The 25149-nt window shown below is 40.6% G+C and carries 23 protein-coding genes; 7 read left to right on the forward strand and 16 right to left on the reverse strand.

Translation table 11 applies throughout. From position 1 onward, the window contains the following. Positions 1-209: 209 nt before the first annotated feature. The 4 genes from UR08_RS06530 to UR08_RS06545 all read right to left on the reverse strand — a co-directional run bounded on the left by UR08_RS06530 (position 210) and on the right by UR08_RS06545 (position 4787). A complete protein-coding gene (locus UR08_RS06530; RefSeq protein ID WP_115752869.1) occupies positions 210-971 on the reverse strand; it encodes an SDR family NAD(P)-dependent oxidoreductase in 762 nt (253 codons plus the stop codon). Between the two features lie 245 nt (positions 972-1216). Next, on the reverse strand, positions 1217-3115 hold the full coding sequence (locus UR08_RS06535; RefSeq protein ID WP_115752870.1) for a PTS fructose transporter subunit IIABC: 1899 nt from the start codon (positions 3113-3115) through the stop codon (positions 1217-1219). Next, positions 3112-4035 (reverse strand): 1-phosphofructokinase, encoded by a 924-nt coding sequence (gene pfkB / locus UR08_RS06540; protein ID WP_115752871.1) that lies wholly within the window; start codon positions 4033-4035, stop codon positions 3112-3114. Before pfkB ends, UR08_RS06535 begins: the two co-directional genes overlap by 4 nt. Continuing rightward, positions 4032-4787 (reverse strand): DeoR/GlpR family DNA-binding transcription regulator, encoded by a 756-nt coding sequence (locus UR08_RS06545; RefSeq protein ID WP_115752872.1) that lies wholly within the window; start codon positions 4785-4787, stop codon positions 4032-4034. Before UR08_RS06545 ends, pfkB begins: the two co-directional genes overlap by 4 nt. Before the next feature lie 254 nt (positions 4788-5041). Between UR08_RS06545 and UR08_RS06550 the strand changes: the two genes are divergently transcribed. After that, on the forward strand, positions 5042-5416 hold the full coding sequence (locus UR08_RS06550; RefSeq protein ID WP_115752873.1) for an iron chaperone: 375 nt from the start codon (positions 5042-5044) through the stop codon (positions 5414-5416). An 89-nt stretch (positions 5417-5505) separates the two neighbouring features. Here UR08_RS06550 and UR08_RS06555 read toward each other — a convergent pair whose 3' ends face one another. The 4 genes from UR08_RS06555 to UR08_RS06570 all read right to left on the reverse strand — a co-directional run bounded on the left by UR08_RS06555 (position 5506) and on the right by UR08_RS06570 (position 9320). Continuing rightward, positions 5506-6030 (reverse strand): HdeD family acid-resistance protein, encoded by a 525-nt coding sequence (locus UR08_RS06555; protein WP_115752874.1) that lies wholly within the window; start codon positions 6028-6030, stop codon positions 5506-5508. Between the two features lie 139 nt (positions 6031-6169). Further along, on the reverse strand, positions 6170-6382 hold the full coding sequence (locus tag UR08_RS06560) for a heavy-metal-associated domain-containing protein (RefSeq protein ID WP_205757231.1): 213 nt from the start codon (positions 6380-6382) through the stop codon (positions 6170-6172). A 20-nt stretch (positions 6383-6402) separates the two neighbouring features. Continuing rightward, complete coding sequence (locus tag UR08_RS06565) at positions 6403-8862, reverse strand: heavy metal translocating P-type ATPase (RefSeq protein WP_115752875.1); 2460 nt, start codon at positions 8860-8862, stop codon at positions 6403-6405. A 17-nt stretch (positions 8863-8879) separates the two neighbouring features. Further along, positions 8880-9320 (reverse strand): CopY/TcrY family copper transport repressor, encoded by a 441-nt coding sequence (locus UR08_RS06570; RefSeq protein ID WP_115752876.1) that lies wholly within the window; start codon positions 9318-9320, stop codon positions 8880-8882. 198 nt (positions 9321-9518) lie between these two features. Here UR08_RS06570 and UR08_RS06575 point away from each other — a divergent pair, with 198 nt between their 5' ends. Beyond that, positions 9519-10385, forward strand: coding sequence for an alpha/beta hydrolase (locus UR08_RS06575; RefSeq protein WP_115752877.1), 867 nt, complete (start codon positions 9519-9521; stop codon positions 10383-10385). Between the two features lie 10 nt (positions 10386-10395). Here UR08_RS06575 and UR08_RS06580 read toward each other — a convergent pair whose 3' ends face one another. The 4 genes from UR08_RS06580 to secA2 form a co-directional block, all read right to left on the reverse strand. Further along, entirely contained in the window at positions 10396-11070 is a 675-nt protein-coding gene (locus UR08_RS06580; protein ID WP_115752878.1) for an N-acetylmannosamine-6-phosphate 2-epimerase, read from the reverse strand. Positions 11071-11074: 4 nt separating this feature from the next. Then, on the reverse strand, positions 11075-11425 hold the full coding sequence (locus UR08_RS13100) for a hypothetical protein (RefSeq protein ID WP_115752879.1): 351 nt from the start codon (positions 11423-11425) through the stop codon (positions 11075-11077). 61 nt (positions 11426-11486) lie between these two features. After that, the gene (locus UR08_RS06590) at positions 11487-12689 is read right to left on the reverse strand and encodes an AI-2E family transporter (RefSeq protein WP_115752880.1); all 1203 of its coding nucleotides are present in this window, start codon (positions 12687-12689) and stop codon (positions 11487-11489) included. A 96-nt stretch (positions 12690-12785) separates the two neighbouring features. Then, positions 12786-15110, reverse strand: coding sequence for an accessory Sec system translocase SecA2 (gene secA2, locus UR08_RS06595; protein WP_115752881.1), 2325 nt, complete (start codon positions 15108-15110; stop codon positions 12786-12788). Positions 15111-15545: 435 nt separating this feature from the next. Here secA2 and UR08_RS06600 point away from each other — a divergent pair, with 435 nt between their 5' ends. Further along, complete coding sequence (locus tag UR08_RS06600) at positions 15546-17288, forward strand: LysM peptidoglycan-binding domain-containing protein (protein WP_115752882.1); 1743 nt, start codon at positions 15546-15548, stop codon at positions 17286-17288. Between the two features lie 68 nt (positions 17289-17356). Then, positions 17357-18541, forward strand: coding sequence for a class I SAM-dependent rRNA methyltransferase (locus UR08_RS06605; RefSeq protein WP_115752883.1), 1185 nt, complete (start codon positions 17357-17359; stop codon positions 18539-18541). Positions 18542-18587: 46 nt separating this feature from the next. Here UR08_RS06605 and UR08_RS06610 read toward each other — a convergent pair whose 3' ends face one another. Beyond that, positions 18588-18794 (reverse strand): YdbC family protein, encoded by a 207-nt coding sequence (locus UR08_RS06610; RefSeq protein WP_115752884.1) that lies wholly within the window; start codon positions 18792-18794, stop codon positions 18588-18590. Between the two features lie 163 nt (positions 18795-18957). Here UR08_RS06610 and UR08_RS06615 point away from each other — a divergent pair, with 163 nt between their 5' ends. Both UR08_RS06615 and UR08_RS06620 read left to right on the forward strand, forming a co-directional pair. Continuing rightward, the gene (locus UR08_RS06615; RefSeq protein ID WP_115753740.1) at positions 18958-19668 is read left to right on the forward strand and encodes a threonine/serine exporter family protein; all 711 of its coding nucleotides are present in this window, start codon (positions 18958-18960) and stop codon (positions 19666-19668) included. Positions 19669-19680: 12 nt separating this feature from the next. After that, the gene (locus UR08_RS06620; protein ID WP_115752885.1) at positions 19681-20139 is read left to right on the forward strand and encodes a threonine/serine exporter family protein; all 459 of its coding nucleotides are present in this window, start codon (positions 19681-19683) and stop codon (positions 20137-20139) included. 55 nt (positions 20140-20194) lie between these two features. Here the strand turns inward: UR08_RS06620 and UR08_RS06625 are convergent, their stop codons facing one another. From UR08_RS06625 to UR08_RS06635, 3 genes are all read right to left on the reverse strand, one after another. Beyond that, complete coding sequence (locus tag UR08_RS06625) at positions 20195-20923, reverse strand: GntR family transcriptional regulator (protein ID WP_115752886.1); 729 nt, start codon at positions 20921-20923, stop codon at positions 20195-20197. Between the two features lie 61 nt (positions 20924-20984). Continuing rightward, positions 20985-22370 carry a glycoside hydrolase family 1 protein gene (locus UR08_RS06630; RefSeq protein WP_115752887.1) on the reverse strand — a complete coding sequence of 462 codons (1386 nt, stop codon included), beginning with the start codon at positions 22368-22370 and terminating at the stop codon, positions 20985-20987. Between the two features lie 136 nt (positions 22371-22506). Then, positions 22507-22950, reverse strand: coding sequence for an Hsp20 family protein (locus UR08_RS06635; RefSeq protein ID WP_165849956.1), 444 nt, complete (start codon positions 22948-22950; stop codon positions 22507-22509). A gap of 749 nt (positions 22951-23699) precedes the next feature. On the opposite strand from UR08_RS06635, the gene gdhA reads away from it, so the two are divergent. Further along, positions 23700-25082 (forward strand): NADP-specific glutamate dehydrogenase, encoded by a 1383-nt coding sequence (gene gdhA / locus UR08_RS06640; RefSeq protein ID WP_115752889.1) that lies wholly within the window; start codon positions 23700-23702, stop codon positions 25080-25082. Positions 25083-25149 lie beyond the last annotated feature (67 nt).

Consider the following 25149-nt stretch of genomic DNA (forward strand, 5'->3'; position numbering starts at 1 on the left):
TTCGTTTCCTATTGTATGTAAATTCCGCTTAAGATTCAATCTATAACCTTATCCTCTGGAAAATTTTTACATAATAAGACACATTAGATTTAAAGATACCGTTAAATTGGCAAAAGGAGAGCCCAAAAACGAATTTTTTAAAAGAGGAATATTGGATTGTTGCTCACAAAAAAACTCAGGTGGATATCCACCTGAGTTTTTGTAAGTTTTTATTCGGATAGTTGTCCGCCTTCAACAGGTAAGTTAACACCTGTTACGTAGCTAGCTAAATCAGAACATAAGAATAGGGCTGCTTTTGCTTGATCTTCTGGCTCACCAATGCGACCGATTGGGATTGATGCTTCCACTGCGGCAGCTTGTTCTGGAACTTCTGCCATCCATTTGTCAATCGCTGGTGTACGTGTCATGCCCGGTAAAATCGAGTTAACCCGAATCCCTTTTTTCCCGCCTTCTAGTGCTGCGGTTTTAGTTAAGCCATTTACAGCCCATTTTGAAGACGAATATGCGGATAAACCGTGCACGCCAATTGCGCCTGATGAAGACGCTGTATTTACGATTGCCCCACCGCCTGTTTTTTCCATAGCGAGCATTTCATATTTTAAGCTGAAGAACATCCCTTCAACATTTACTGCGTAAGTTTTTTCCCAATCTGCTTTAGCTACTTCCGTAATCGGCGTTGTCGCTCCACTAATTCCAGCGTTATTGTGCGCAAAGTCTAAACGTCCATAAAGTTCAACTGTTTTGTCAACAAGTGCTTTTACTTGTTCTTCATCTGCTACATTGCACGGAACAAACAAAGCTTCGCCGCCTTTTTCTTTGATTAAACGAACGGTTTCTTGTCCTGCTTCTTCTGAAACATCAGAAACGACAACTTTCGCTCCGTATTTCGCAAAAGTGAGCGCACTCGCACGCCCAATGCCACTTCCTGCTGCTGTAATTAAACCAATTTTGTTATTCATTAGATTTTCCATGATGTAACCCCTTTCATTTATACAGTTCGATTGTATCACAAAAATAGATCAACTTCATTATTTGTTTTAATTTTTTATTAATTCATTTTCAACAAAAATAATTGATAAATTAGGATTTAAAACTGTTTTCTATCTGTATTTTGCTATTAATTATAATAGTTCAATCTAACTATAACTTTTGTTACACTTTTCTGTTTTCCGACAAAAAAAGCCTATCCGCATAGGCGGATAGGCTTTTCACAACATCATGATGCATTTTCGCGTGGCTTTTTCCAAAGCCCGTAAATGAGGCCTGAAATAATCATACCGATCAAAATAGCGGCTAAGAACATCAGCGGTTTATTTGCAAGAAATGAAACAAAAACCCCACCATGAGGTGCCGGTACATTCACGGCCCAAATTTGAGTCAAGGCCCCAGCAATCGCTGAACCAATGACCGAAGAAGTGATCACACGGAGCGGGTCAGCTGCAGCAAATGGAATGGCTCCTTCCGTAATAAACGCGAGTCCAAGCACATAGTTTGTAATCCCTGATTGTCTTTCTTGTTCAGTAAATTTATTTTTGAAGAACGTCGTCGCAAGTGCAATCGCAAGCGGCGGAACCATCCCACCAGCCATAACAGCTGCCATAAACGCGCCATCCCCAGTCGAAGTAAATACGCCGATCGCAAACGTATAAGCCGCTTTATTAAACGGACCACCCATATCGATCGCCATCATTCCACCAAGCACAAGCCCAAGAATAGCCGCATTAGCAGTTCCAAGACCTTCTAGTTGCGTCGTTAAGAACGTGTTAATGACTTTGAAAATCGGATTTACGATAAAGTACATTAAAGCCCCAGAAATCAAGAGACCAAAAACAGGATAAAGCAGAATCGGTTTCAGCCCGTCAAGCGAACGTGGCAAGAAACGGAACAAACGCTTCAAACCAACAACTACATAACCGGCTAGAAAACCGGCGGCAAGACCGCCGAGGAAACCTGCCCCTGAATTAAGTGCCATCAAACCGCCAACCATACCAGGCATAAGTCCCGGACGATCCGCAATACTGCTTGCAATAAAACCAGCAAGAATCGGGATCAAGAATAGGAAGGCCCCAGTCTCTCCTCCAGAAATCGTCGAAAGCATGTTGAAAACAGGACTTTTTGGATAAAATTGCTCAAGCAAGAACGAAATCGCCATAAGAATCCCGCCTCCAACAACAAATGGCAACATGTGCGAAATCCCGTTCATCAAATCCTTATAAATTTTACTTCCAACAGAAATTTTTTCGCTTTCTTCGTCACTTTGCTCTGCATTTGGATCCGCATGGTAAACAGGTGCTTCTTGTTGCAGTGCCCGATTGATCAATTCTTCCGGCTTACGGATCCCATCACTAACGGGCGTTTCTAAAACATGTTTCCCATCAAAACGAGCCATCTCGACTTTCTTATCCGCCGCCACAATAACCCCAGAAGCGCGTTCGATATCTTCATTTGTCAAACGATGTTTAATCCCTTCCGAGCCGTTTGTTTCCACTTTAATTTGCACGCCCATTTCCTTAGCTTTCGCTTTCAAAGCATCCTCTGCCATGTACGTGTGTGCAATCCCAGTTGGACAAGCTGTAACCGCAACAACGAAAGGCTCATCTGTCGCTTTTGCTTCTGCTGGCTTTTCTGACTCAGCTTCCGCTTGTTCGGCTTGTTCCGATTTCGCTTGCTCCGCATCAAAAAGTTGAATCACTTCATCAGGTGTTTGTGCATTTTTCAAGCTATTCACAAAATCCGGATGTACGAGTAAGCGAGATAAAGCAGCGAGCGTTTCAAGGTGTGTTTCATTCGCTCCATCCGTTGCAGCAATCATGAAAAACAAGTGAGCAGGTGCCCCGTCAAGCGATTCATAGTCAAGACCCGCATCACTTTTAGCAAATACAACAGTCGGCGTGTTTACCGCTTTTGTTTTCGCATGCGGCATCGCAATTCCGTCACCTATCCCAGTTGAGCTCTGCGCTTCACGTTTCATAATTTGTTCTTTAAATAAAACCGGATCATTTATCTTACCATGCTCTTCAAGCGAGGCAATCATTTCATCGATTGCGCCTTCTTTTGTTGTCGCTTTTAAAGACATGGTCATAACATCTTTACTGAGTAAGTCCGTAATTTTCATTTCGAATCCTCCAATTTTACGATTTCCACTTGTGGTAAAATTTCTTCAATTCGTTTCGCTTCTGCGAGATCAGTTGAAAAAGCCGTTGCCGTCCCCGTTGCAACACCAAGGCGGAAAGCTTCAACAGCATCACCAGTCTGATGGAATTTTCCAACAAACCCAGCAATCATTGAATCCCCAGCTCCAACTGAATTTTTTACTTTCCCTTTAATTGGCTTTGCAAAATAAACAGCATCATCTGAAAAAAGTAATGCGCCGTCCCCAGCCATCGAGACAATCACATGTTTTGCCCCCAATTCCAAGCACTTCTTACCATAAGGAATTAAATCTTCCTTTGTCTCAAATTTCACATGAAACAAATCAGCCAGCTCATGATGATTTGGTTTAATCAAAATCGGTTTTTTCGGAAGTGCAGCAAGAAGCTCTTCCCCGGTCGTATCAATCATGAAATCGGCTTTTTTCGCCTGACAAAATTCAATAATCTTATCATAAAAGTTTTTCCCAAGCGAAGGCGGCACACTTCCCGACAAAATCACGATATCACCCGCACCAATCTCAGCAAGCGTTTCAAAAAAGTGTTTTTGTTCACTTTCTGTCACAATAGGGCCAAGTCCATTAATTTCAGTTTCTTCGCCAGATTTTAGCTTAATATTAATGCGCGTATCGTCAGCAACCGGCGCAAAATTGGTTTTCACACCTTCTTTTTTCAGCCAATCCGCAATAAAACCGCCTGTAAAGCCGCCGAGAAAGCCACTTGCTTTTGAATCGATCCGAAGCTGTCCGAGCACACGTGAAACATTAATGCCTTTTCCACCAGGAAGCTTATGGTCTTCCTTCATTCGGTTTAATGCACCAATTGAAAAGTTATCTACTTCGACAATGTAGTCAATCGAAGGGTTAAGGGTTACTGTATAAATCATTTTTCTACCTCGATTATCTTGGTTTTTTGGATAAAGGTTTCCCGGTTCTGATTTTCCGGTAAAAAGTCCGTTATAATCACGGCTTGTTCTAGTTCAAACATTTTCGCGAAATTGGCTTCGCTAAACTTAGAATGATCCGCCAGTACAAAAGATTGTTCTGCTAGTTGAACTGCAGCTCGCTTTAAAAAGGCCTCTTCTGGGTCAGGCGTCATAAAGCCGCTTCGTTCGTGAATGGCATTCGTTCCCATGAAAACTTTATCAAAGTGGTAATTTTGAATGTTATCAAGTGCAACCGCCCCAATTACTGCTTTTGTATGAGCTTTCATTTTTCCACCTAGCAAGTAGCTATCAATTTGAAGCTGAACGAGCTTCTCAATATGCACCAAACCATTCGTGACAACGGTTACTTTCTTGTCCTTCAAAAATGGAATCATCTCGATCGTCGTTGAACCGGCATCCAAATAAATAAAATCATTCATTTCCACTTGCTCAGCCGCATATGCAGCAATCTCACGTTTATTTTGAATGTTTTTGAAGGATTTTTCATTCATACTTGGTTCTAAATTGTGTTGTTTTACAAGTTTAGCCCCACCATGAACGCGTGCAAGTAAACCATCCTCTTCAAGTTCAATCAAATCCCGCCGAATCGTCGACTCTGAACAATTCAATCTTTCTACCAAATCCGTTAGTTTCACAACGCCAAACTGCTCTAAAGTGCCAAGAATTCTTTCCTTCCGTTCTGCATTTAGCATTTCCTTTGCCTCCATCCATTTGTAGTTTACCATCATATTCATTCAAAAACAATCATTTTATTTCAATTCCATTCTTTTTTATTCATTTTCTTTCTTATTTTAACATAAAGGCAGCCACAAGGCATGGTGCTTCAAGCTAAGTTCAGTGAGATATGTTTTCTTTTCCTCCTGCTGACTATGTTTTTTCTGGTGTTTTTTTGAAGCGCTTGGTAGACTACTATTAAGTAATTTTTTCGAAATGAGGGGGATAAAAAATGGAAACATTAACGGAATATTTGGACACGCTTGAAATGCCCGAGCAGCGCGAACGAATGGTGGAGATTTTTGACTGGATGAAAGAAACTTTTCCGAGTCTCGTTCCAGTTATCAAATGGAATCAACCTATGTTCACGGATCACGGTACTTTTATCATTGGTTTCAGCACTTCCAAAAAACACATCGCGGTGGCACCCGAAGTAAAAACGATGAAGGAATTTGAAGAAAAAATAGCAGATGCTGGTTACAGCGCAACCTCAAACTTATTTCGAATCACTTGGAAACAACCGACTAATTTCGATTTACTGAAAGAAATCATTGAATTTAATGTGACTGATAAACAGGATTACGCAAAATTTTGGCGAGAAGCTTGATTAAATTAATCAAGTTGCCTAAATAATTATTTTTAAAGAAATAAAAAAAGAGGGTTAGCTTGAACAGCTAACCCTCTTTTTTCAATTCCTTATCTTGATTTACCAGTAGCAAAAGCAGTCGCGATGGCACCGATTCCTTCGAGAATGAAGAAAAAGCCCATTAACAAGACAATGCCAAGTGCACTTACAACTGGATTGAATAGCGCGATAAAACCAAGTATGATTCCAATAATCCCAATAAAGAGCACGTAGCCCCAACTAGACAATCCAGCGTCTTTAAGCGAAAAAGCCCCAATTGTCCGAACGATTCCAGCGAAAAGCACCCACATTGCAAATACAAGGATGAGCGATGCTGCGCCAGCAAATTGGTTGGCTAATAGCAAAATCCCAAGTAATGTTGATAAAATCCCATCAGCTAGTACCCAACCGGATAAGTGGCGTTCACTCTCAACAAAATAGGAAATAATATGGAAAATCCCCGATATAAGGAGCAGCAAACCAATCACAACATTAAGGGCTAGCAAAGATGCCACTGGATTGAACATTACCCAGAATCCCATGATGATCATCGCTATTCCCGCTAGAACGATTAAAATTTTTGTAAAAGTCTTCATACATTTTCCCCTCTCTTCTTATTACTCTTGAATAATACCTCATTTTAAGTGTTCTAAAACCCAGAATTCCGTTTTTTATATAATAAAAAAAAGTGCCCTACTTACCTTTTGAGTAAATCGGACACCTTTTCTTTTCACTTTAAATTTCAGCTACAACAGAGAATTTTGTTCCTTCAAGCGCTTGATTCAAGCGTTCAACAGAAACATCATCTCCAGCCACCTTCGCCTGTTTCTTTTCTAGATCTACATCAACAGATGCTACACCTGGAATTTCTTCAAATGAAGATTTGACGATATTTTTGCAGCCATCACATTTCATGCCACTAATGCTCACAGTTTTTTTCATTTCCATCTTCACCTCCTTCAAACTCCCTATTTTGCTGGTTTAAACCGTTTTAAACGCAGTGCATTAATTAAAACCGACACCGAGCTGAAACTCATCGCAGCTCCTGCAATCATCGGGTTGAGTAGCGGTCCACCGAATAAATACAAGATTCCCATCGCAACTGGAATACCAAGAACATTATAAGCAAAAGCCCAGAATAAGTTTTCTCGAATATTTTTAATTGTTGCCTTGCTAAGTTCAACAGCCGTTGCCACATCAAGCAAATCGCTGTGCATCAAAACGATATCCGCCGATTCCATCGCAACGTCCGTTCCAGAACCGATTGCAATTCCTACATCAGCTTGCACAAGAGCTGGCGCATCATTAATGCCATCTCCAACCATAGCAACTTTTTTACCTTCTTGTTGAAGTTTCGCTACTTCGCTTGCCTTATCTTCAGGTAAAACTTCACTGAGCACGCGAGTAATTCCAACTTGTTTCGCAATCGCTTCAGCTGTTTTGCGATTATCCCCGGTGATCATAGCTACTTCGATGCCCATTTGTTGCAAAATTTGAATGGCTTTTTTACTGCTTGGCTTAATAGTATCAGCCACTGCAACAATACCAATAAATTGATCGTTAAGTGCTACATACATCGGTGTTTTCCCTTGTTCGGCTAGTCTCTCAGAAGTAGTCGCAAATTCGCCTAAGCCAATTCCACGATCCGTCATTAATTTTTGGTTTCCTAGTAAAAGCGTTCCTCTTTCAACCGTCACTTCAATTCCGTGACCTGGAATCGCACTAAAATCTGAAATTGGCTCAAGATCCAAGCTCAGCTCCTCTGAGCGAAGTAAAATCGCTTCGCCAAGTGGATGTTCCGAACCTTTTTCAGCCGATGCCGCAAGACGAAGAAGTTCTTGTTCGCTTATATCGCTCCCACTCACAACCACGTCCGTAACAGCAGGTTTACCTTCTGTAATCGTACCCGTTTTATCAAATACAATCGTTTGGAGTTTTTTCGTTGTTTCAAGCGCGTCGCCACTTTTAATGAGTACGCCATTTTCGGCTCCTTTTCCAGTTCCAACCATGATAGCCGTAGGAGTAGCAAGACCGAGCGCACAAGGACACGCAATGACGAGAACAGAAATCGTAATCGTTAAAGCAAATACCCAAGATTCTTGACCCAAGAAGAACCAAAGAATCCCCGCAAGAACAGCCAGCCCAATAACGATTGGCACGAAAACCCCGGAAACTTTGTCAGCTAGCTTGGCAATGGGTGCCTTACTGCCTTGGGCTTCTTCAACGAGTTTGATAATTTGCGCAAGCGCCGTTTCTTTCCCAACCTTGGTCGCTTCAAACGTGATATTCCCATTTTTATTTATACTTGCCCCAACCACTTCGTCGCCAGGTTTTTTATCAACAGGCATACTTTCACCCGTTAGCATTGATTCATCGATCGTCGTTTTCCCTGAAAGTACAACGCCATCCACCGGAATTTTTTCGCCGGGACGAACTTGGATCAAATCGCCTTCCAAAACTTCATCAATCGCAATTTCCATTTCTTTTCCGTCACGCATCACGCGAGCCGTTTTAGGCGCAAGGCCCATCAAGGTTTTAATCGCTTCTGACGTTTTCCCTTTCGATACAGCTTCAAAATATTTTCCAAGCGTAATCAGCGTTAAAATAACCGCCGCCGATTCATAGTAAAGTCCCATCGCAAAACTTGCGTCACCTGTCCAAATTTGAATCGTTCCATATAAACTATAAAGGAAAGCCGCACTAGTTCCAAGCGCAACGAGCGAATCCATATTCGGATGCCCTTTAAATAAAGCTCTGTATCCAACTGTGAAGAATTTTTGTCCCAAATAAATCACAGGAAGCGTCAAAATTAGCTGTGCCGTAGCAAAAGTAGATGCATGTTCAGCCGGGTTTAGGAAACCTGGAATCGGAAGCCCGATCATATGTCCCATCGCGATATAAAGCAGTGGAACTGTGAACACGCCAGAAATCCAGAATCTACGCCACATTTCCTTGCTACGTTTTTGTTTTTTATCACGGTCATGATCCACATCGAGCGCTTGCCCTTGTTCTTCCTTGGCTCCGTAGCCAGCATCTTGAACCGCTTTTTGAATCGCTGGCACCGTTAAAACATCCGGATTAAACTCCACCGTCATTTTTTCACTAGCCAAGTTCACCGTGGCCGCGCTAACGCCGTCCAATTTGTTTACCGCTTTTTCAATCGTTTGCGCACAAGACGCACAAGTCATTCCTTCGATGTCAAAAATGCGTTTTTGCGACTTAGAAACCGCTTTATAGCCGGCATCTTGAACCGCTTTTTCAATATCCGAAACGCTTAAAAGTGCATCATCATATTGAATGTTCAACTTTTCAGTCGCAAGGTTTACAGAAGCTTGGCTTACACCGCTTAGTTTCCCAGTTGCTTTTTCAACCGTTTGCGCGCAAGAAGCACAAGTCATTCCTTCGATATCAAATGTTTTACTTGCCATTCTCCCCATCTCCCTTGTCATTTTTCGTGGCACTTGCATTGCCCGGGAACACAATTACAAGGCACACTTTGAACAGCCGTTTTCCGTTTTTCTTCAAGCAAAGCTTCAATCGCATCAATATCATCAAAGCTTAACTCACGTTCTTCAATAATAAGCTCTACCAAACTCCCTGTTTTTTTATTACAAACTTTGGTAAGCAAATGTTCTGCTGCTTGCTTGATACTGATGTTTTCTTCAACAAGCGGCGTATAAATATATTTGTTTCCTTCTTTGCTCGTTTTTAAAAAGCCTTTTTCTACAAGTCTCGCTAAAAGCGTCTTGACTGTAGAAGGTTTCCATTCTGTTTTATGATCCAACACTTCAATGATTTCACTGCTCGTCGTCTTTCTTTTCGTCCAGACAATTCGCATGATCTCCCATTCAGCGTCCGTAATTTTTTCAATAACAGAAGCATCCATTGTTTTCTACCCCCTTTGTTTACACTTGTAAACTATATGGTCAAAAAAATAATTGGCCTTTCGATATTCTTAGTTTACATTCGTAGACGAACTTTGTCAACACCTTTGTCAAAAATTTTTTAAACTAGCAAAAAAACTGGTATTTTTTTCCATCAAAGCTTACACTAAACATAGTTTAAACATGAGGAGGTTTAGAGCTTGGAACAGAAAACATTCACCTTTGCCGAAAAAGACGGGATTAAACTTTCGGCTGATTTAATTACTGGAAAAGAAAAAGCCAGTCAAACAATCATTTACTTTCATGGTGGAGGATTACTTTATGGCTCTCGAAACGATTTAAATGATGCTTACATAGGACAGTTTTTAGAAAATGGCTTCAATGTTCTTTTAGCGGATTATCGACTCGCTCCCGAGGTCAAGCTCCCAGAAATTTATGAAGATGCTAGCGATTTAATTTTATATTTCCGTCACCATGCCGAAAGTTTGGGACTCCCAGATAAAGAATTTATTTTGTTTGGTCAATCTTCTGGCGCTTTTCTTGCACTAATGCTCGCTTCAGATCCAACCCTTCCAAGGCCGTGTGCTATTTTATCATTTTATGGCTATTCTTCCGTTTCGTCTCCGTGGTTAAAGGAACGAAACAAATATTTTAATACTTTTCCACTCATTAGCGAATCTTTAAAAAATGCGATGATTCGACAAACGCCTTTAACAATGGGCTCCGTTGATACACGCTACCCGCTTTATGTCTATTCGCGTCAAAGTGGGAAATGGTTAGATCTCGTTTTTGGTGAAAACTATTCAGAAGCATATCTCAAACCATTCGAACTTGATCCAGAACGTGATTTTCATTTTTTACCCCCCGTTTTTCTTGCACATAGTTTTGCAGATGAAGATGTTCCCATTGAGGAATCGGAAAAAATTAAAAACGGCACGCTTGTAAGTGAGCTTTTTACGGTGCATGATTTGCCACATGATTTTGATACACATACGGCGGGAGCTGAAGGTCGAATGGCTTATGATGCTGCAATTCGATTTTTACAGGAAGTTAAGAAAAACCAGTGAACGCGTGCGTTCACTGGTTTTTTGGTAAGGCTTGTACAAATTTTTTCGTTAGCAGTTGTGGTCTTGTGATTGCACTGCCGACAACAACTGAGTAAGCTCCACTTTGATAGGCTTTTTCAACTTCTTCGGGTGTTTCAATATGCCCTTCGCAAATAACAGGTATGCGAAGATGCTGACTGAGCTTTTCTACTAATTGAAAAGCTGGCCCAGTTTGTTCTTTTGTGTTTTCTGTATAGCCCGCAAGCGTTGTTCCGACTAGATCAAAACCCATTTCTTCCGCGCGAACGCCGTCTTGAAAAGTAGCGATATCTGCCATCGCAAGTCTACCTGCTTGATGAATTCTTTCGACCAATTGTTTTAAATCTGCGCCGCCTGGTCTTGTTCGTTCCGTACCGTCGAGCGCGATGATTTCTGCCTTTGTCGCAAGCAGTTCACTAACTTCCTGTTCAGTTGGCGTGATATAAACATTTGAATCTGGGTAGTCCCGTTTGATAAGTCCTATAAGTGGCAAGTCAACCACGGCTTTAATGGCTTCAATATCTTCTGCTGAGTTTGAGCGGATACCCGCTGCGCCGCCCATTTCAGCGGCAAGCGCCATTTTCGACATCACAAACGGACTATGTAGCGGTTCATCCGCTAATGCCTGACAAGATACAACAAGCCCATTCTTTATTTTTTCTAGCAAAAAATCACTTCTTCCTATTGTAATCCGTGAAAATGTACAAACCAATAATTAAGCAAAGGACGCAGGTGATGGGGCGGAAATAAAGCCCTGAAAAGCTTGGGGAAAACAGCAATCCTAAAATTAAACCAAACACCCAAAGTACTAGTGCTAAGAATAACAAAAAATCATTGGTTTTTGCAAGAATGATGAGAATACCAGCTAAAAACATGAGAATGCTCAGTAGGAGTCCCGCGTTTGCCGCGAGCCCTTCCGGTAAACCAAACAAATTGATGGGTCTCGTGCCACTTAATTTGAGCCAAGAGAAAATGCCCAAAATGGAGGCTTGAATGGAGAAAACTCCAGCAAAAATTCGCAAATAATATCACCGTCTTCATTGGATTGTTCGATTTCGTTTCGAACGTAAAGATAAGTCCCGGTCAGTTAGAATTTGAATCAGTTGTATCCTTGCTCTCTGTTTGTTCATCTCCGTCTGGCTGTACATAAATACTTTCTGGCTGTTCGCCGTATAATCCAGAAATCCGTTTAAACCAAATGAAAACATGCGTACAGATTACCTTTAGAACTGCATAACCTGGAACAGCAAAGATAACGCCTAATACACCAAATAGTTTACCAGCTACTAGGATAACAAACAAGATTGTAATTGGATGTACTTTGAGAGATTTGCCCATGACTTGCGGAGAAATAAACTTCCCTTCTAATAGTTGAACGACAACCCAAACAACAATAAGTTTAATTAGTAACCACGGCGAAGTAACGATCGCAATGATGATAGCTGGTGTAATCGCAATAGCCGGTCCTAGATAAGGAACGATACTTGTAAATGCGGCAATGATTGCAAGTGTGAGGGCATACGGTAGGCCAATGATTAAATAACCAATAAAAAGCAGTATCCCAATGCAGAAGCTTACAATAATTTGACCGCGAATATAAGAACTAATTTGATGGTTTGATTCTTTCAACACTTGGCGTGTATGCGCACGACTATTGACTGGAAGAAGTTTTAAAACAAATTCAGGAAGCTTTTTCCCATCTTTTAACAAATAAAAGAGTACAAGTGGTGTCGTAACAATCGCGAGCACAACTTCTGTTACTGTTCCAACGACACTCCCAATACTTGAAATAGCACTGTTTAAAACATCCGTTCCTTTGTCGGAGATCGTTTTCATGATGTCGTTCATGTTCGTTGAAACTTTATCTTTAATTTGATCGAAAAGTGGTGACTGACTGAGTTCATTAAATTTATCCGTCACTTGATTCCAATAAGTCGGAAAGGTCTTGATTAAACTCATGATTTGATCGCGCACAGCTGGAATGACAAAGCTGAAAACAAGCACGATAATGCCAAGAATCACGAGGAACAGTAGTCCGATCGACCAGCCGCGATGCCAGCCGTGGCGTTCGAGAAAGTCGATAATCGGATTAAATAAGTAATACAAAATGCCCGCTAAAATAATTGGAGCGGCGATTGTTTCCACGATGACGACAAACGGATGAAATACAAACGAAATTTTGGTTAGCACATAAATATCCAGTGCGACAAGCAAGAAAATCAGTAACCCTAATACAAATTTGTTTTCAATAAAAAACTGTTTAAACTTTGAAAGTTTTTCTTTCAATTACACTCACCTACCTGTCTTTCCATTATAGCGTGCCGATTCAAAAAATACTTGCTAAAAAGCAGATTGAAGAAAAAATCAGTCTCAAGATGGACTTTATCCAACCACAAGCCCATCTGGATCTAACTCAAGCAATGCATGCGCGAAATAGAAATGGTAGTCGGCTTGAAATTTTTCAAACAAAGCGGCTCCTTCTTTTTGATACATCACAAGTGGATCTTGTTGCCCGTAAGCCCGCAAATGAATCCCTTCTCGCAGTTGAACCATTTCATCAAGATGAATTACCCACATTTGATCCATTAAATTCAAATAAACTTCCTTTTCAATCATCGCAATCGTATCCGCAGGGAATTTACGTCGAACTGAATTATGCCAAGCCACAATCTTTTCGCCCACTTCTTGCGGTTCCATCAAAGTGACTTGATCGAAAGTATAAGGGAATTTCGTTCCACCAAGCAATTCTTTTTGCATTTCAAAGAGTTCTTCTTGTTCTTCCTCCGATTGTGCTTCTCGAAACACCTTGCTTGCTACTTCACGCAAAATTTTCTCAGAAGAAACACCCAGTTTATTACGACGGAGTACTTCATCTCGTTCTTTATAGACGATTTTGCGCTGCAAATCAATGACTTCGTCGTAAGACAATAAATCCTTCCGCAAATCATAGTTGGCTCCTTCAATTCGTTTTTGCGCATCAACGATAAACCGACTAATCTTTGGCGAATTAACTGGTTTCCCATCGCGCGGATGCTTCCGCTTTAATTTGATGCGGAATTTTTCCCAGCGCTTGTTATCAAATTGATCGAGCAACTCATCTTCAATCGAAACCATAAATTTACTAAATCCTGGGTCTCCCCTTCTTCCAGAGCGTCCCATCAACTGCAAATCAATTCGTCTGCTTTCGTGACGCTCCGTTCCGATCACAGCTAGGCCTCCCAGTTTATAAACTTCTGAACTCAGTTTAATATCCGTTCCCCGACCAGCCATGTTGGTCGCGAGCGTAACCATCCCAGGCTGTCCTGCTTTTGCAATAATTTCCGCTTCTTGCGCATGATTTTTCGCATTCAAAATTTGATGCGGAATTCCAGCTTTTGTAAGGAGCGAGCTGATCCATTCGTTGCTTTTGATAGAAGAAGTTCCGATCAAAGTCGGCTGGCCTTTCGCATGCCGCCACGAAACTTCATACACAATGGCGCGTCCTTTTTCTTTTTCCGTGTAAAACACATCATCTGGCATGTCTTCCCGGTTAACACGCAAGTTAGTTGGGATTACTACGACATCAAGGCCATAAATTTGACGAAATTCTTCTTCCTCTGTTTTAGCGGTCCCTGTCATGCCTGCAATTTTTTGATACATTCGGAAATAATTCTGAATCGTGATCGTGGCAAGCGTCCGTGATTCCTCATGTACTTCCACTTCTTCTTTCGCTTCAATTGCTTGATGCAACCCATCATTAAATCGGCGTCCAGGAAGTGCTCGGCCCGTATGTGGATCCACAATTAAGACTTCTTCCTCTAAAACAACATAATCCTTATCTTTTTGCATCAAAAAATGTGCCCGCAAGAGTAACATCGTAATTCGAAGCAGTGGCTGGTTTTCAGCTGTATAAAGTGAACGAACTTGCCAAAAGCGCTCCGCTTTTTCGATTCCTGCATCATTTAGCCATATAAGTCTTTTATGTTCATCAATTTCATAGTCGTCCTGTAACATCGTTTTTACTAGTTTATTTGCTTTTAAATAAAGACTCAAGTCTTCTTCTTTGCGATCAGAAATAAGTAGCGGCGTCCGTGCTTCGTCAATTAAAATGGAATCCGCTTCATCAATTAAAACGAAATCAAGCCCTGTTTGCACCTTATCTTCGAAGGAACGCACCATGTTGTCTCGCAAATAGTCAAAGCCAAACTCAGACGTCGTTCCATAAATGACATCTGCTGTATAAATAGCTTTTTTTTGTCTTTTATCAAGTCCAGCTGCATTGAGAGCCACAGAAATCCCAAGGTATTCTAGGACTTGCCCGATTTCTTCGCGATCTCGATGCGCTAAATATTCATTTGCTGTTACAAGATGAACCCGGTTTCCCCGAATCACCTCAATATACATAACGAAAAGTGAAACAAGCGTTTTCCCTTCCCCTGTTTTCATTTCCGCAATTTTTCCATCTCCAAGAACTAGAGCACCAATTAACTGCACTATTACAGCTTCCAGTCCAAGTACCCGCTTAGCTGCTTCACGAACAAGTGTAAAAATATTGATTTTATCACGCATAGTGATCTCTTGCGTTTGGAATTTATCACGCCAGATCTGTGTTTGTTTCATCAATTCACTTTGATCCATATTGGTATAGAGGTCTTCTTTTTTAACAATTTGACGTGCTGTTTCCCGGTATTGTTTTACGATTTTACGATCGTCGAAATTTTGATTCATACTTCCCCCTCCATGATTTCCATTATACAACACTTCACCCCTTAATTTGAACTTATTTCTCACTTGAACTCCCTACTATCTTCTTATTTATTTGCAAGAACAATATTTTTCAACCTAAAAAGAGATATTACAATTTGATTAAATTTTTCTATTTATTAAAAACAATAGGTTGCCAAATGCGCAACTTGTGGATAAAGATGCAAGCTAGAAACGATTCTTGAAAGCGGTGATATTCTACTTTATCACGTTTTAGAATACTTGTTCGGCTTCTATTTCGTTACAGCAATATTACAAGCAGCTGGTATAGTCCTTTCCTACTTACTTCTCTGTCCCGGGTTTGGTTTGTTTTTTAGCACCAAACTGGGTAAAATAAAGCTAGTCAGTATTAAATTTTGATGTGAACTGATTGTGAGAAAAGAGAGGAGTTTTAGCAATATGAAAAAAGCGACCATTGCAACAGCTACCGCGGGGATTGCGGTCACTGCATTCGCGGCGCCAACGATGGCTTCTGCCAACTCGGTAGTCGTAGAATCTGGCGATACGTTATGGGGAATTGCAAATTCGAACGATACAACGGTTGATTCTTTAAAGAAACTCAACAACCTTGATGGCGATAAAATTTTTCCTGGTCAAAAACTCGTTATCAGCGAAGCGAAAAGTGAACAAGCTGAAAAAGAAGTTTCTGCCACTTGGTTAAATGTTCGTCAAGGTCCAAGTGTTGATAACAGCATCCTCACTTCCATCCAAGGTGGAACAAAAGTAACTGTCCTAACAAGTGAAGACAACGGCTGGAATAAGATCTCTTATGCAGACGGTAAAACGGGTTATGTGAACGGAAAATATTTGGGAGAAGCTAAAACTGCTGCTCCTGCAAAAACTGAAAATACAGAAGTAAAAGCTTCAAATCAAAACGAAAAAACAGAAACTGTAAAAGAAGTATCTACACCGGAAAAACCGGCTAATCTTTCTAGCTATACGGTTAAAAACGGAGATACACTTTGGGCTCTTTCCGTTAAGTTTGGCTCTTCGGTTCAAGATTTAATGGCTTGGAATAACTTGTCGTCTTCTTCTATTTATGTTGGTCAAACGCTTGCAGTTAAAGCTGAAGCTGCTAAACCAGCTCCAGAAAAACAAGCACCTCAAGCAAGTCAACAAACCGTACAAAAAGAAGAAGCCCCTGCTCCTACTAAAGAAGTGAAACAAGAAGCTCCTCAAGTAGATGTCAATGCTTCAAGTTATACAGTACAAAGTGGTGATTCGCTAAGCAAAATTGCTGGTCTATTCAAGACGACTGTTAGCGAACTTAAAGCTTTGAATGGTCTCTCAAGTGACTCCATCACAGCTGGAGATGTACTTAAAGTAAAAGGTGAAGTGAAACAAGCACCGGCACCTGAAGTAAAAGAAGAAGTGAAGCAAGAAAAAGCACCTCAAGCTAACACTGAAAAGCAAACTTCTAATCAAACAGAACAAAAAGTAGAAGCTCCTGCAGCTCCACAAATTGATACAAATGCTTCAAGCTACACAGTAAGAAGTGGTGATTCATTAAGCAAAATTGCTGGTATCTTTGGCGTTTCAGTTAGCAAGCTAAAAGCACTTAACGGACTTTCAAGCGATAGCTTACAAGTTGGTCAAGTTCTAAAAGTAAAAGGTTCTGTTCCGCAAACAAATAATACTAACACTTCAAACAGTGGGGCTACAAATATCGGCAATGCTAACGCTGGTTCAAGCAGCAGCAGCTCTAATGTTTCGACGCCTTCGAAACCTTCAACAGGTAATGGAAGCAGTAATGTAAGTAGTGGAAGCAGTCAGTCTGCAAGCTACAGTGCATTGATTGCAGAAGCACAAAAACACCTTGGTAAACCTTATGGCTGGGGTGCAAATGGGCCTTCTTCTTTCGACTGCTCAGGCTATACGAAATATGTCTTTGATAAAGTAGGCATCAGCTTGCCAAGAACTTCTGGATCACAATATGCAGCGGCAACGAAAATTACAGAAGCTCAAGCTAAGCCAGGCGATCTTGTCTTCTTTAACTACGGAAGTGGAATCGCGCACGTTGGTATCTATGTTGGCGGCGGTCAAATGATCAATGCACAAGATAACGGTGTGAAGTATGATAACATTCACGGAAACGGCTGGGGTCAATTCTTAGTTGGTTTCGGACGTGTTGCAAACTTTTAATTTATAGAAATTGAACTTGAAAATAGCTTCCTGCTATGTAGGAAGCTATTTTTTTACGGAGTGATTTTTTGAAGGCGCCAAAGATCAAGATAAAAAAGCAATATCTTTCTAAATATCAAAATGGTTATCCACTTCTTGCACCAGAGTGGATTCAGTCTCTACCAGAAGGCCTGAAAGAAGGCGATTTGGTCGATGTCTCCTCCCCTGATGGGAAGTTTATCGCAAAAGGATATTACGGGAAACAAAATAAAGGGTTGGGCTGGATTTTTAGCGCGGAGCGCGAAGGTAAACTCGACGGTTCCTTTTTCCAGCGTGTGATGAATCAAGCACTTACGCTGCGGAAGTCGCTTTTTGATGATGAGTTAACAACGGCCTTTCGTCTATTTAACGGAGAAGGCGACGGTCTTGGGGGCATCACTGTTGATTATTATGACGGTTTTTTGCTCATTCAGTGGTACAGTCTCGGGATTTATCGTTATAAAAAAGCTTTTTTAAAGGTGCTATCTACTCTTTCATTTGTAAAAGGAATTTATGAAAAAAAACGCTTTGAAACCTCTGAAGAAACGAGCGATTTTATTTGGGGAAAAGAAGCCCCTGCCCCACTTCTTATTAAAGAAAATGGGATCACTTATGCCACATATCTGAATGACGGCTGGATGACAGGGATTTTTCTCGACCAACGAGAAGTGCGAAAACGAATCATGGATGAATATGCACTCTCTAAACGCGTCTTAAACACTTTTTCTTATACAGGCGCTTTTTCGGTCGCAGCACTTTACGGAGGAGCCGCACACACAACTAGTGTAGATGTTGCTAAGCGTAGTCTCGCAAAAACAACGGAGCAGTTAGAAGTGAATGGCATGGATCCCGCTTCGCAAGCGATTGTCGTAGAAGATGTTTTCCATTATTTTAAATATGCAAAACGAAAAGGGTTGCAATTTGACCTTGTTATTTCTGATCCTCCTAGTTTTGCTCGCACTAAAAAAATAACATTTCGAGCGTCCAAAGATTATCCAGAATTGTTGCGTGATTTGATTGAAATCACCGCACTGAATGGTGTAATTGTTGCTTCCACTAATTATGCAGGCTTTTCCCTTACGAAATTTGCTCAGCAAGTGAAGGAAGCTTTTAAGGGAACAAAACGTAGCTATAAAATTCGTGAAACTTTTCAGTTACCGACAGATTTTGCGACACTTCAAAGCTTTCCAGAGGGAAATTATTTAAAAGTTTTATTTTTAGAACTTGATGTATAAAAATGACCGCCTTGTTGGCGGTCATTTATGCTTCAAACTCATGCCATTAGAGCAGTTTTTTCAGTTGTTCAGCTTCTTCGTCAGTCAGTGTAATGCCTTTACCCATTTTCTCATGATCTTCTGACCAATCGCGAATATCTAACTTAGGGTCTCTCCCATTCCAACTAATCCGATTGAGTTCCTTGCTCCAGCCACGTGCATTGGTAGATAATACGCCAAGTCGTTCAACAATTTCATAATCAATCGACGCCATGATTTAAAAACCCTCTTTCTATATTATTTTCTTTATTTTAACAAACTTCTCTAGATACTAGAAATTATTTCTATCCTGATGTAGGATTAAGTACAGCATCATTTTAGCAAAGGAGGTCTCTTTTTTGAAAAAAGAAAAAGACTATTTACTTGAAACGTGTCTCATGGCCGGTAAAATCATGATGGAAAGCGGCGCTGAAATCTATCGTGTTGAAGATACGATGAACCGGATTGCTGACACGGCAACAAGTAAAAAAGGTATCAGCTTCGCCACGCCAACAGGTATTTTCATGTCTATTGAAGGTGAGCGTAACTTGCAACTAGAAACCATTCCAACACGGACCATCAATTTAGAAAAAGTATCTCTTGTTAACGACCTTTCTCGTGAATTTTCATCACGTAATATTACACTTGAAGAACTGCATTCTAGTCTCGCTCAGTTAGAAAAGGACACGCGTTTTTTTCCTGTCTGGTGGCAAATTATTGCAGCTGGTCTTGTGAGTGGTGCTTTAATGATTATTTTCGGCGGATCTTGGTTTGATTTCATCAGCACGTGTCTAATTGGGACGATTGGCTTTATGATTTATTACTATACTGCCGAATGGCTTAAAATTAAGTTTTTAGCGGAATTCTTGTCCTCTTTTGTTATCGGATTATTAGCTGTCATTGCGGTTGACAGTCATCTCGGTATCAATCTTGATAAAATTATCATCGGCAGTGTCATGTCGCTTGTTCCTGGTGTTCCAATCACAAATGCGGTCCGGGACTTACTTGCAGGTCACTTGCTCGGCGGAATGGCGCGCGGAATGGAAGCCTTGCTCACCGCTGGGGCGATCGGAATTGGCATCGCCGTTGTATTTCGCTTTTTTGCATAAGGAGGTTTTAGTGTGATACTTATTTGGACTGTTTTCATTCAACTTGTTTTTAGTTATATCGCCACCGTCACCTTCGCAGTCATCACAAATGTTCCTAAGCGAGCTTTAAATGCTTGCGGTCTCACTGGGACGTTTGGTTGGATTTTCTTCTGGACAATAAAGGAACTTGGCGGCGGGACTTCTATGGCTACACTGGCTGGTGCTTTTATCGTCGCTGTTTCTAGCCATTTATTTGCTAAATATAAACGCATGCCGATTACGATTTTCAATGTTCCAGGGATTGTGCCACTTGTTCCTGGTGGTCTAGCCTATCAAGCGGTACGAAACTTTGTTCTCGGTGATTATACAGAAGCGATCGGTTTTTCGGTTCAAGTTACGATCGTAGCCGGAGCTATTGCAGCTGGACTCATGCTTTCAGAAATCTTTAATCACAGTATTCGTCGCTTTCGAGAACATAAAGCCAAGTTTTAATCGACATGATAAATTAAAAAGAAGGAAATCCCCCAGAGGAGATTTCCTTCTTTTTTTATCGTTTGGCAATATTTACTGTCGTGAATACAAATTTGTCGTAGCGGTGCCTCGATCTTGAATATTCAAAGGCAACCCCATTATTTAAGTAAACCGTTTGTTCCACTTCCATGACGGGTTCATCCGTATCACAATTCAAATACTCTTGATCAAGCTCACCCGGTTTATCTGCACGAATTTGTTTATAAGAGCTGGCAATTTTTTGACCAAGTTCTTCTTCAATGTATGAGTAAATCGAATCATCAAGCACTTGCTTCGTAATGCCCGGAATCACATTGACAGGCATATAGGTGTGTTCGAGAACGTAAGGTTCTGAATCAATGCCACGTACTCGTAAAATGTCATAAACAGGAGCTTCCTTTTCAATATTGAGTCGCTCAGCCACGACTGCATCCGGAAAGACCACTTCAAAGTGAATGACTTTCGTTTCGACTTTTTGCCCTTTCAAAAGCTTCGTAAAACCGTTCACTTCTTGATTATGAATTTGCAGTTCATCTGCATCCAGCGCGGACTTAATGATGAAAGTGCCATGTCCCCGTTTCCTGTAAAGAAGCCCTTCCAAAACTAAAACTTCAAGCGCTTTTTTCATCGTCATTCGACTGCAGCCAAATTCTTCTGAAAGCGTCATTTCGTCTGGAATAGGTCGATCGAGTGGATACATATGTTCCTTGACTCGCTTCCTTACTTCATCGGCAATATAGCTATATTTGGTTTGGTTTCTCGCCACGCTAGCCACCTCATTCGTTTAAATTCTTTCTTTATTTTACCATATTCTAACAAAAACTGCCTTAAAAGCCATTTTGTGAAGTCATTGTTTTAAACCATTTCCCAGAAGCTTTCACCGTTCGCTTGTAATTTTCATCTAAATTCACTTCGACAAAACCATAGCGATTCTTATAGGCATTTGCCCAGCTCCAGCAATCCATAAACGTCCACAAATGATAACCATGACAATTGGCGCCTTCTGAGATAGCCTTATGAAGCCATTTCAAATGAGATTCGATAAACTCGATCCGGTAGGTGTCCTCGATAAATCCTTCACTATTCCGGTAGCGCTCCTCGCCTTCAACTCCCATGCCATTTTCAGAAATAAAGAACGGAATGTTGCCATAGTTGTCGCGCAAGTTAATTGCAATATCGTAAATCGCTTGTTCATAGATTTCCCAGCCGCGATACGGATTCATTTTGCGGAACGGCATTTCATAGTTGTCAAACAAGTGCTCAGGCATGAATGGCGCGTCCGGATGTGGCATTGTTTCTTTTGCTTTCACACGACGCGGTTGATAGTAATTGACACCAAGAATATCGACCGTGTTATGTTTGATGATTTCCAAGTCTTCTGGTTCGTAATTTGGAAGGAAATCACGTTCGCGAAGAATGTCGACAAGATCGTTTGGAAACTCGCCTCGCGTTACTGGATCAAGGAAGCTTCGATTGAAAAACAAGTCGGCGATATGCGCCGCACGTAAGTCCGCCGGATTCTGACTTCTTGGATAAGATGGCGTTAAGTTTAAAATAATGCCAATTTGGCCATCTAAGTTCAAGTCATGATAGGTTTTCACAGCTTTTGCATGAGCGAGTGTTGTTCCAAATGCAACTTGGGCAGCACGTTTAAAGTCAACTACGTTCGGATAGTGCATATCGTACAAGTAGCCCGCCTCAACAGGGACAATCGGTTCGTTAAAGGTAAACCAGTATTTTACGCGGTCGCCAAACAATTTAAAGCACGTTTCTGCAAATGTAACGTAAGCCTCAATCACTTCGCGGGATTCAAATCCCCCTTTTTCTTGCATCGAAAGTGGCATATCAAAGTGATACAGGTTCATAAATGGTTCTATGCCTTGCTTAAGCATTTCGTCAATTACATGATTATAAAATTCGACGGCTTTCGGATTTACTTCACCAATACCATCTGGAATGAGGCGTGACCACTGAATGGAAGTCCGGAAAGAATTATGGCCTGTTTCTTTCATTAAGGCAATGTCTTCTTTATATTGATAATAAAAATTCGATGTATTTTGAGGTCCAACACCATTAAAAAATCTTCCTGGTTCGATTTTATACCAGTGATCCCAAATGCTTGGCTTACGACCATCTACATCCGCTGCGCCTTCAGTTTGTGGGCCTGATGCTGCACTACCCCACCAAAAATTTTCCGGAAATTGATATTTCATAGAAATCCCTCCATCTTTCTTTTCGTTTCTTTTATTATACATTAATTTTATAAAAGTATAAACTAATTCATTAAAAAGATTATATAAAAAAGCTTGCAGGAAAAATTCCTGCAAGCTTTTAAATTCAGTAGTACATTTAGTTAATTTTGATGTCCGCATTATTTTCGCCATTAACGATAGGCAAGTCAATCCGCAAAATTCCATCTTCAAGGGATGCTTTAATCTTTTTAGGATCAATGTTCCCGATTGGATAAGAACGATGATACTCGCCGCTTGTCCGCTCTTCGCTAATGACTTGATTGTCTTTTTTCTTTTTTGCTTCTTTATGCCGTTCCGCAAAAATAGAAAGTAAGCCATTACCGTAATTCAACTTAATATCTTCCTTTTTGAAGCCCGGCATATCAATAAACACCGTGTAACTTCCGTCATCGTTTAAATGAATGTCTGTATCCATGATGCGAGACAATTGTTTAGCTTCACGGCGATTTGGGTAGAAATCTTTGAAAAAATTCCTTCTGAAGTCGTCAAAAAAGCCATCAAAATCACGATCCACTGGATACAAGTCTCTTTGATTTTGCATAACAAACACTCCTTTACTATTTTTTACATCTGTCTTCTTCCCGCTCTCCATTTTTTTAAACGTTTCTTTAAACTTATTTTATTAAAGTCAAAAATTGATACAATGTACCTTTTTTTAGAGGTTTTTTTACATCTTTTTGAACAATTATGATAAACTATTTCTTTTTCCTCTCGAAGTGTTATGATAAATGTAATCTATATAGGTGTTGCAATCCCTCAACAAAAGACTAGCCTTTCCGCACCTATATAGACCCCGATTTTCCATGAGCAGAAAGAATACTGCTTAGACCCGAAAAAGCCAAAGCTAAAAACAGCTTTGGCTTCTTTTTATTGTCAAAAGTGTTTAAAAAAATGTCTTTTCTATGAAATGGTGACAAAATTGTAACATTAGCTATTTAAATTGTAAGAAAGGAAACAGGATTATCTACTATAACTGGGATATACTGAATCTATCGGAGAAAGTTACTTTACCCAAAAGAACTGTTTTGTGTCTCTTCTCAGACGAGATAACTCTTAAGTTAATCATTAACTCGTTAAGTTTCCCAAATTATCCCTTTGTCTTGTCTTGGGAAAACACAACTCCAATAACTCCCTTTATCCTACACGTCCCCCCGTGTAGGATTTTTTCTTATTTACCTTACCAAAACTTGCACGAATTTTTTTCAAACGGTAAACTAGTAATTATAAAAGTCTTATAACTAAGCTAATCTTAACTTAGTTCAGAAGTCCAAATTAAAGGAGCCGATCATTATGAATCAACCTCGTTTCTCTACTTCAAGTGTCAAAACAGCTTCAGCAAAAGATTATGTTGCTCGGATTTATGAAAAAGTCCAAGCACGCAACCCAGGTGAGCAAGAATTTCATCAAGCTGTCAAAGAATTTTTAGATTCAATCGTTCCAGCCCTTCAAAACGAACCTGCTTATGAAGAAAACGGAATTTTAGAAAGATTAATTGAGCCTGAACGATTGATTACTTTTCGCGTTCCTTGGATGGATGACTCAGGATTCGTTCAAGTAAATCGCGGTTTTCGAGTTCAGTTTAATAGCGCAATCGGCCCATATAAGGGGGGATTAAGGTTCCACCCTTCTGTAAACAGTAGCATTATTAAATTCCTTGGTTTCGAACAAATCTTTAAAAACTCACTAACAGGATTGCCTATCGGTGGCGGGAAAGGCGGATCAGATTTCGATCCAAAAGAAAAATCTGATGGAGAAATCATGCGTTTCTGTCAAAGTTTTATGACAGAGCTTTCTAAACACATTGGCCCAAACACCGATGTTCCTGCTGGCGATATCGGGGTGGGCGCTCGCGAAATTGGTTATTTATTCGGACAATATAAACGAATGCGCGGTACTTTCGATGCAGGCACTCTTACCGGAAAGGGCTTGACTTATGGCGGAAGCTTAGCTCGTACAGAAGCGACTGGATATGGCGTTGTTTACTTCACGCAAGAAATGCTTGCCGCTAAAGGCGAAAGTTTTAAAGGAAAACGCGTGGTTATTTCTGGATCTGGCAATGTTGCGATTTACGCGATGGAAAAAGCAATGGAATTTGGAGCGAAAGTGGTAGCGTGCAGCGATTCAAGTGGCTACATTTATGATCCTGAAGGAATCGATTTACAAACTGTGAAACAATTAAAAGAAGTCGAACGTAAGCGAATCCATGAATACTTAACGACTCATCCAACTGCTGATTTCCATCCAGATGGAGATATTTGGTCGATTCCTTGCGAGATTGCGCTTCCTTGTGCGACTCAAAATGAAATTAATGAAGCACAAGCAAAGGAACTAGTTGCTAATGGCGTGATTGCCATCTCTGAAGGTGCTAATATGCCCTCTGAACTTGCAGCGATTGATGTTTTCTTAGAAAATCATGTTTTATTTGGTCCAGCAAAGGCAGCAAATGCTGGTGGAGTGGGCGTATCTGCACTTGAAATGGCACAAAACAGCAGTAGAATGAATTGGAGCTTTGCAGAAGTGGATGAGCATTTGCAAGACATCATGAAAAACATCTATAAAAATGCTAGCTTGCTTGCAAGCGAATACGGTCACGAAGGAAATCTTGTAGTGGGAGCGAATATCGCTGGCTTCTTAAAAGTAGCCGATACAATGCTTTCACAAGGACTTATTTAAATAAAAAAGCCAACATCCATCCTTAGATGTTGGCTTTTTTATTTGTTTTGCAACTAGCTTCTTCTCT

Source organism: Listeria kieliensis (genome assembly GCF_003369925.1).
Lineage (GTDB): Bacteria > Bacillota > Bacilli > Lactobacillales > Listeriaceae > Listeria > Listeria kieliensis_A.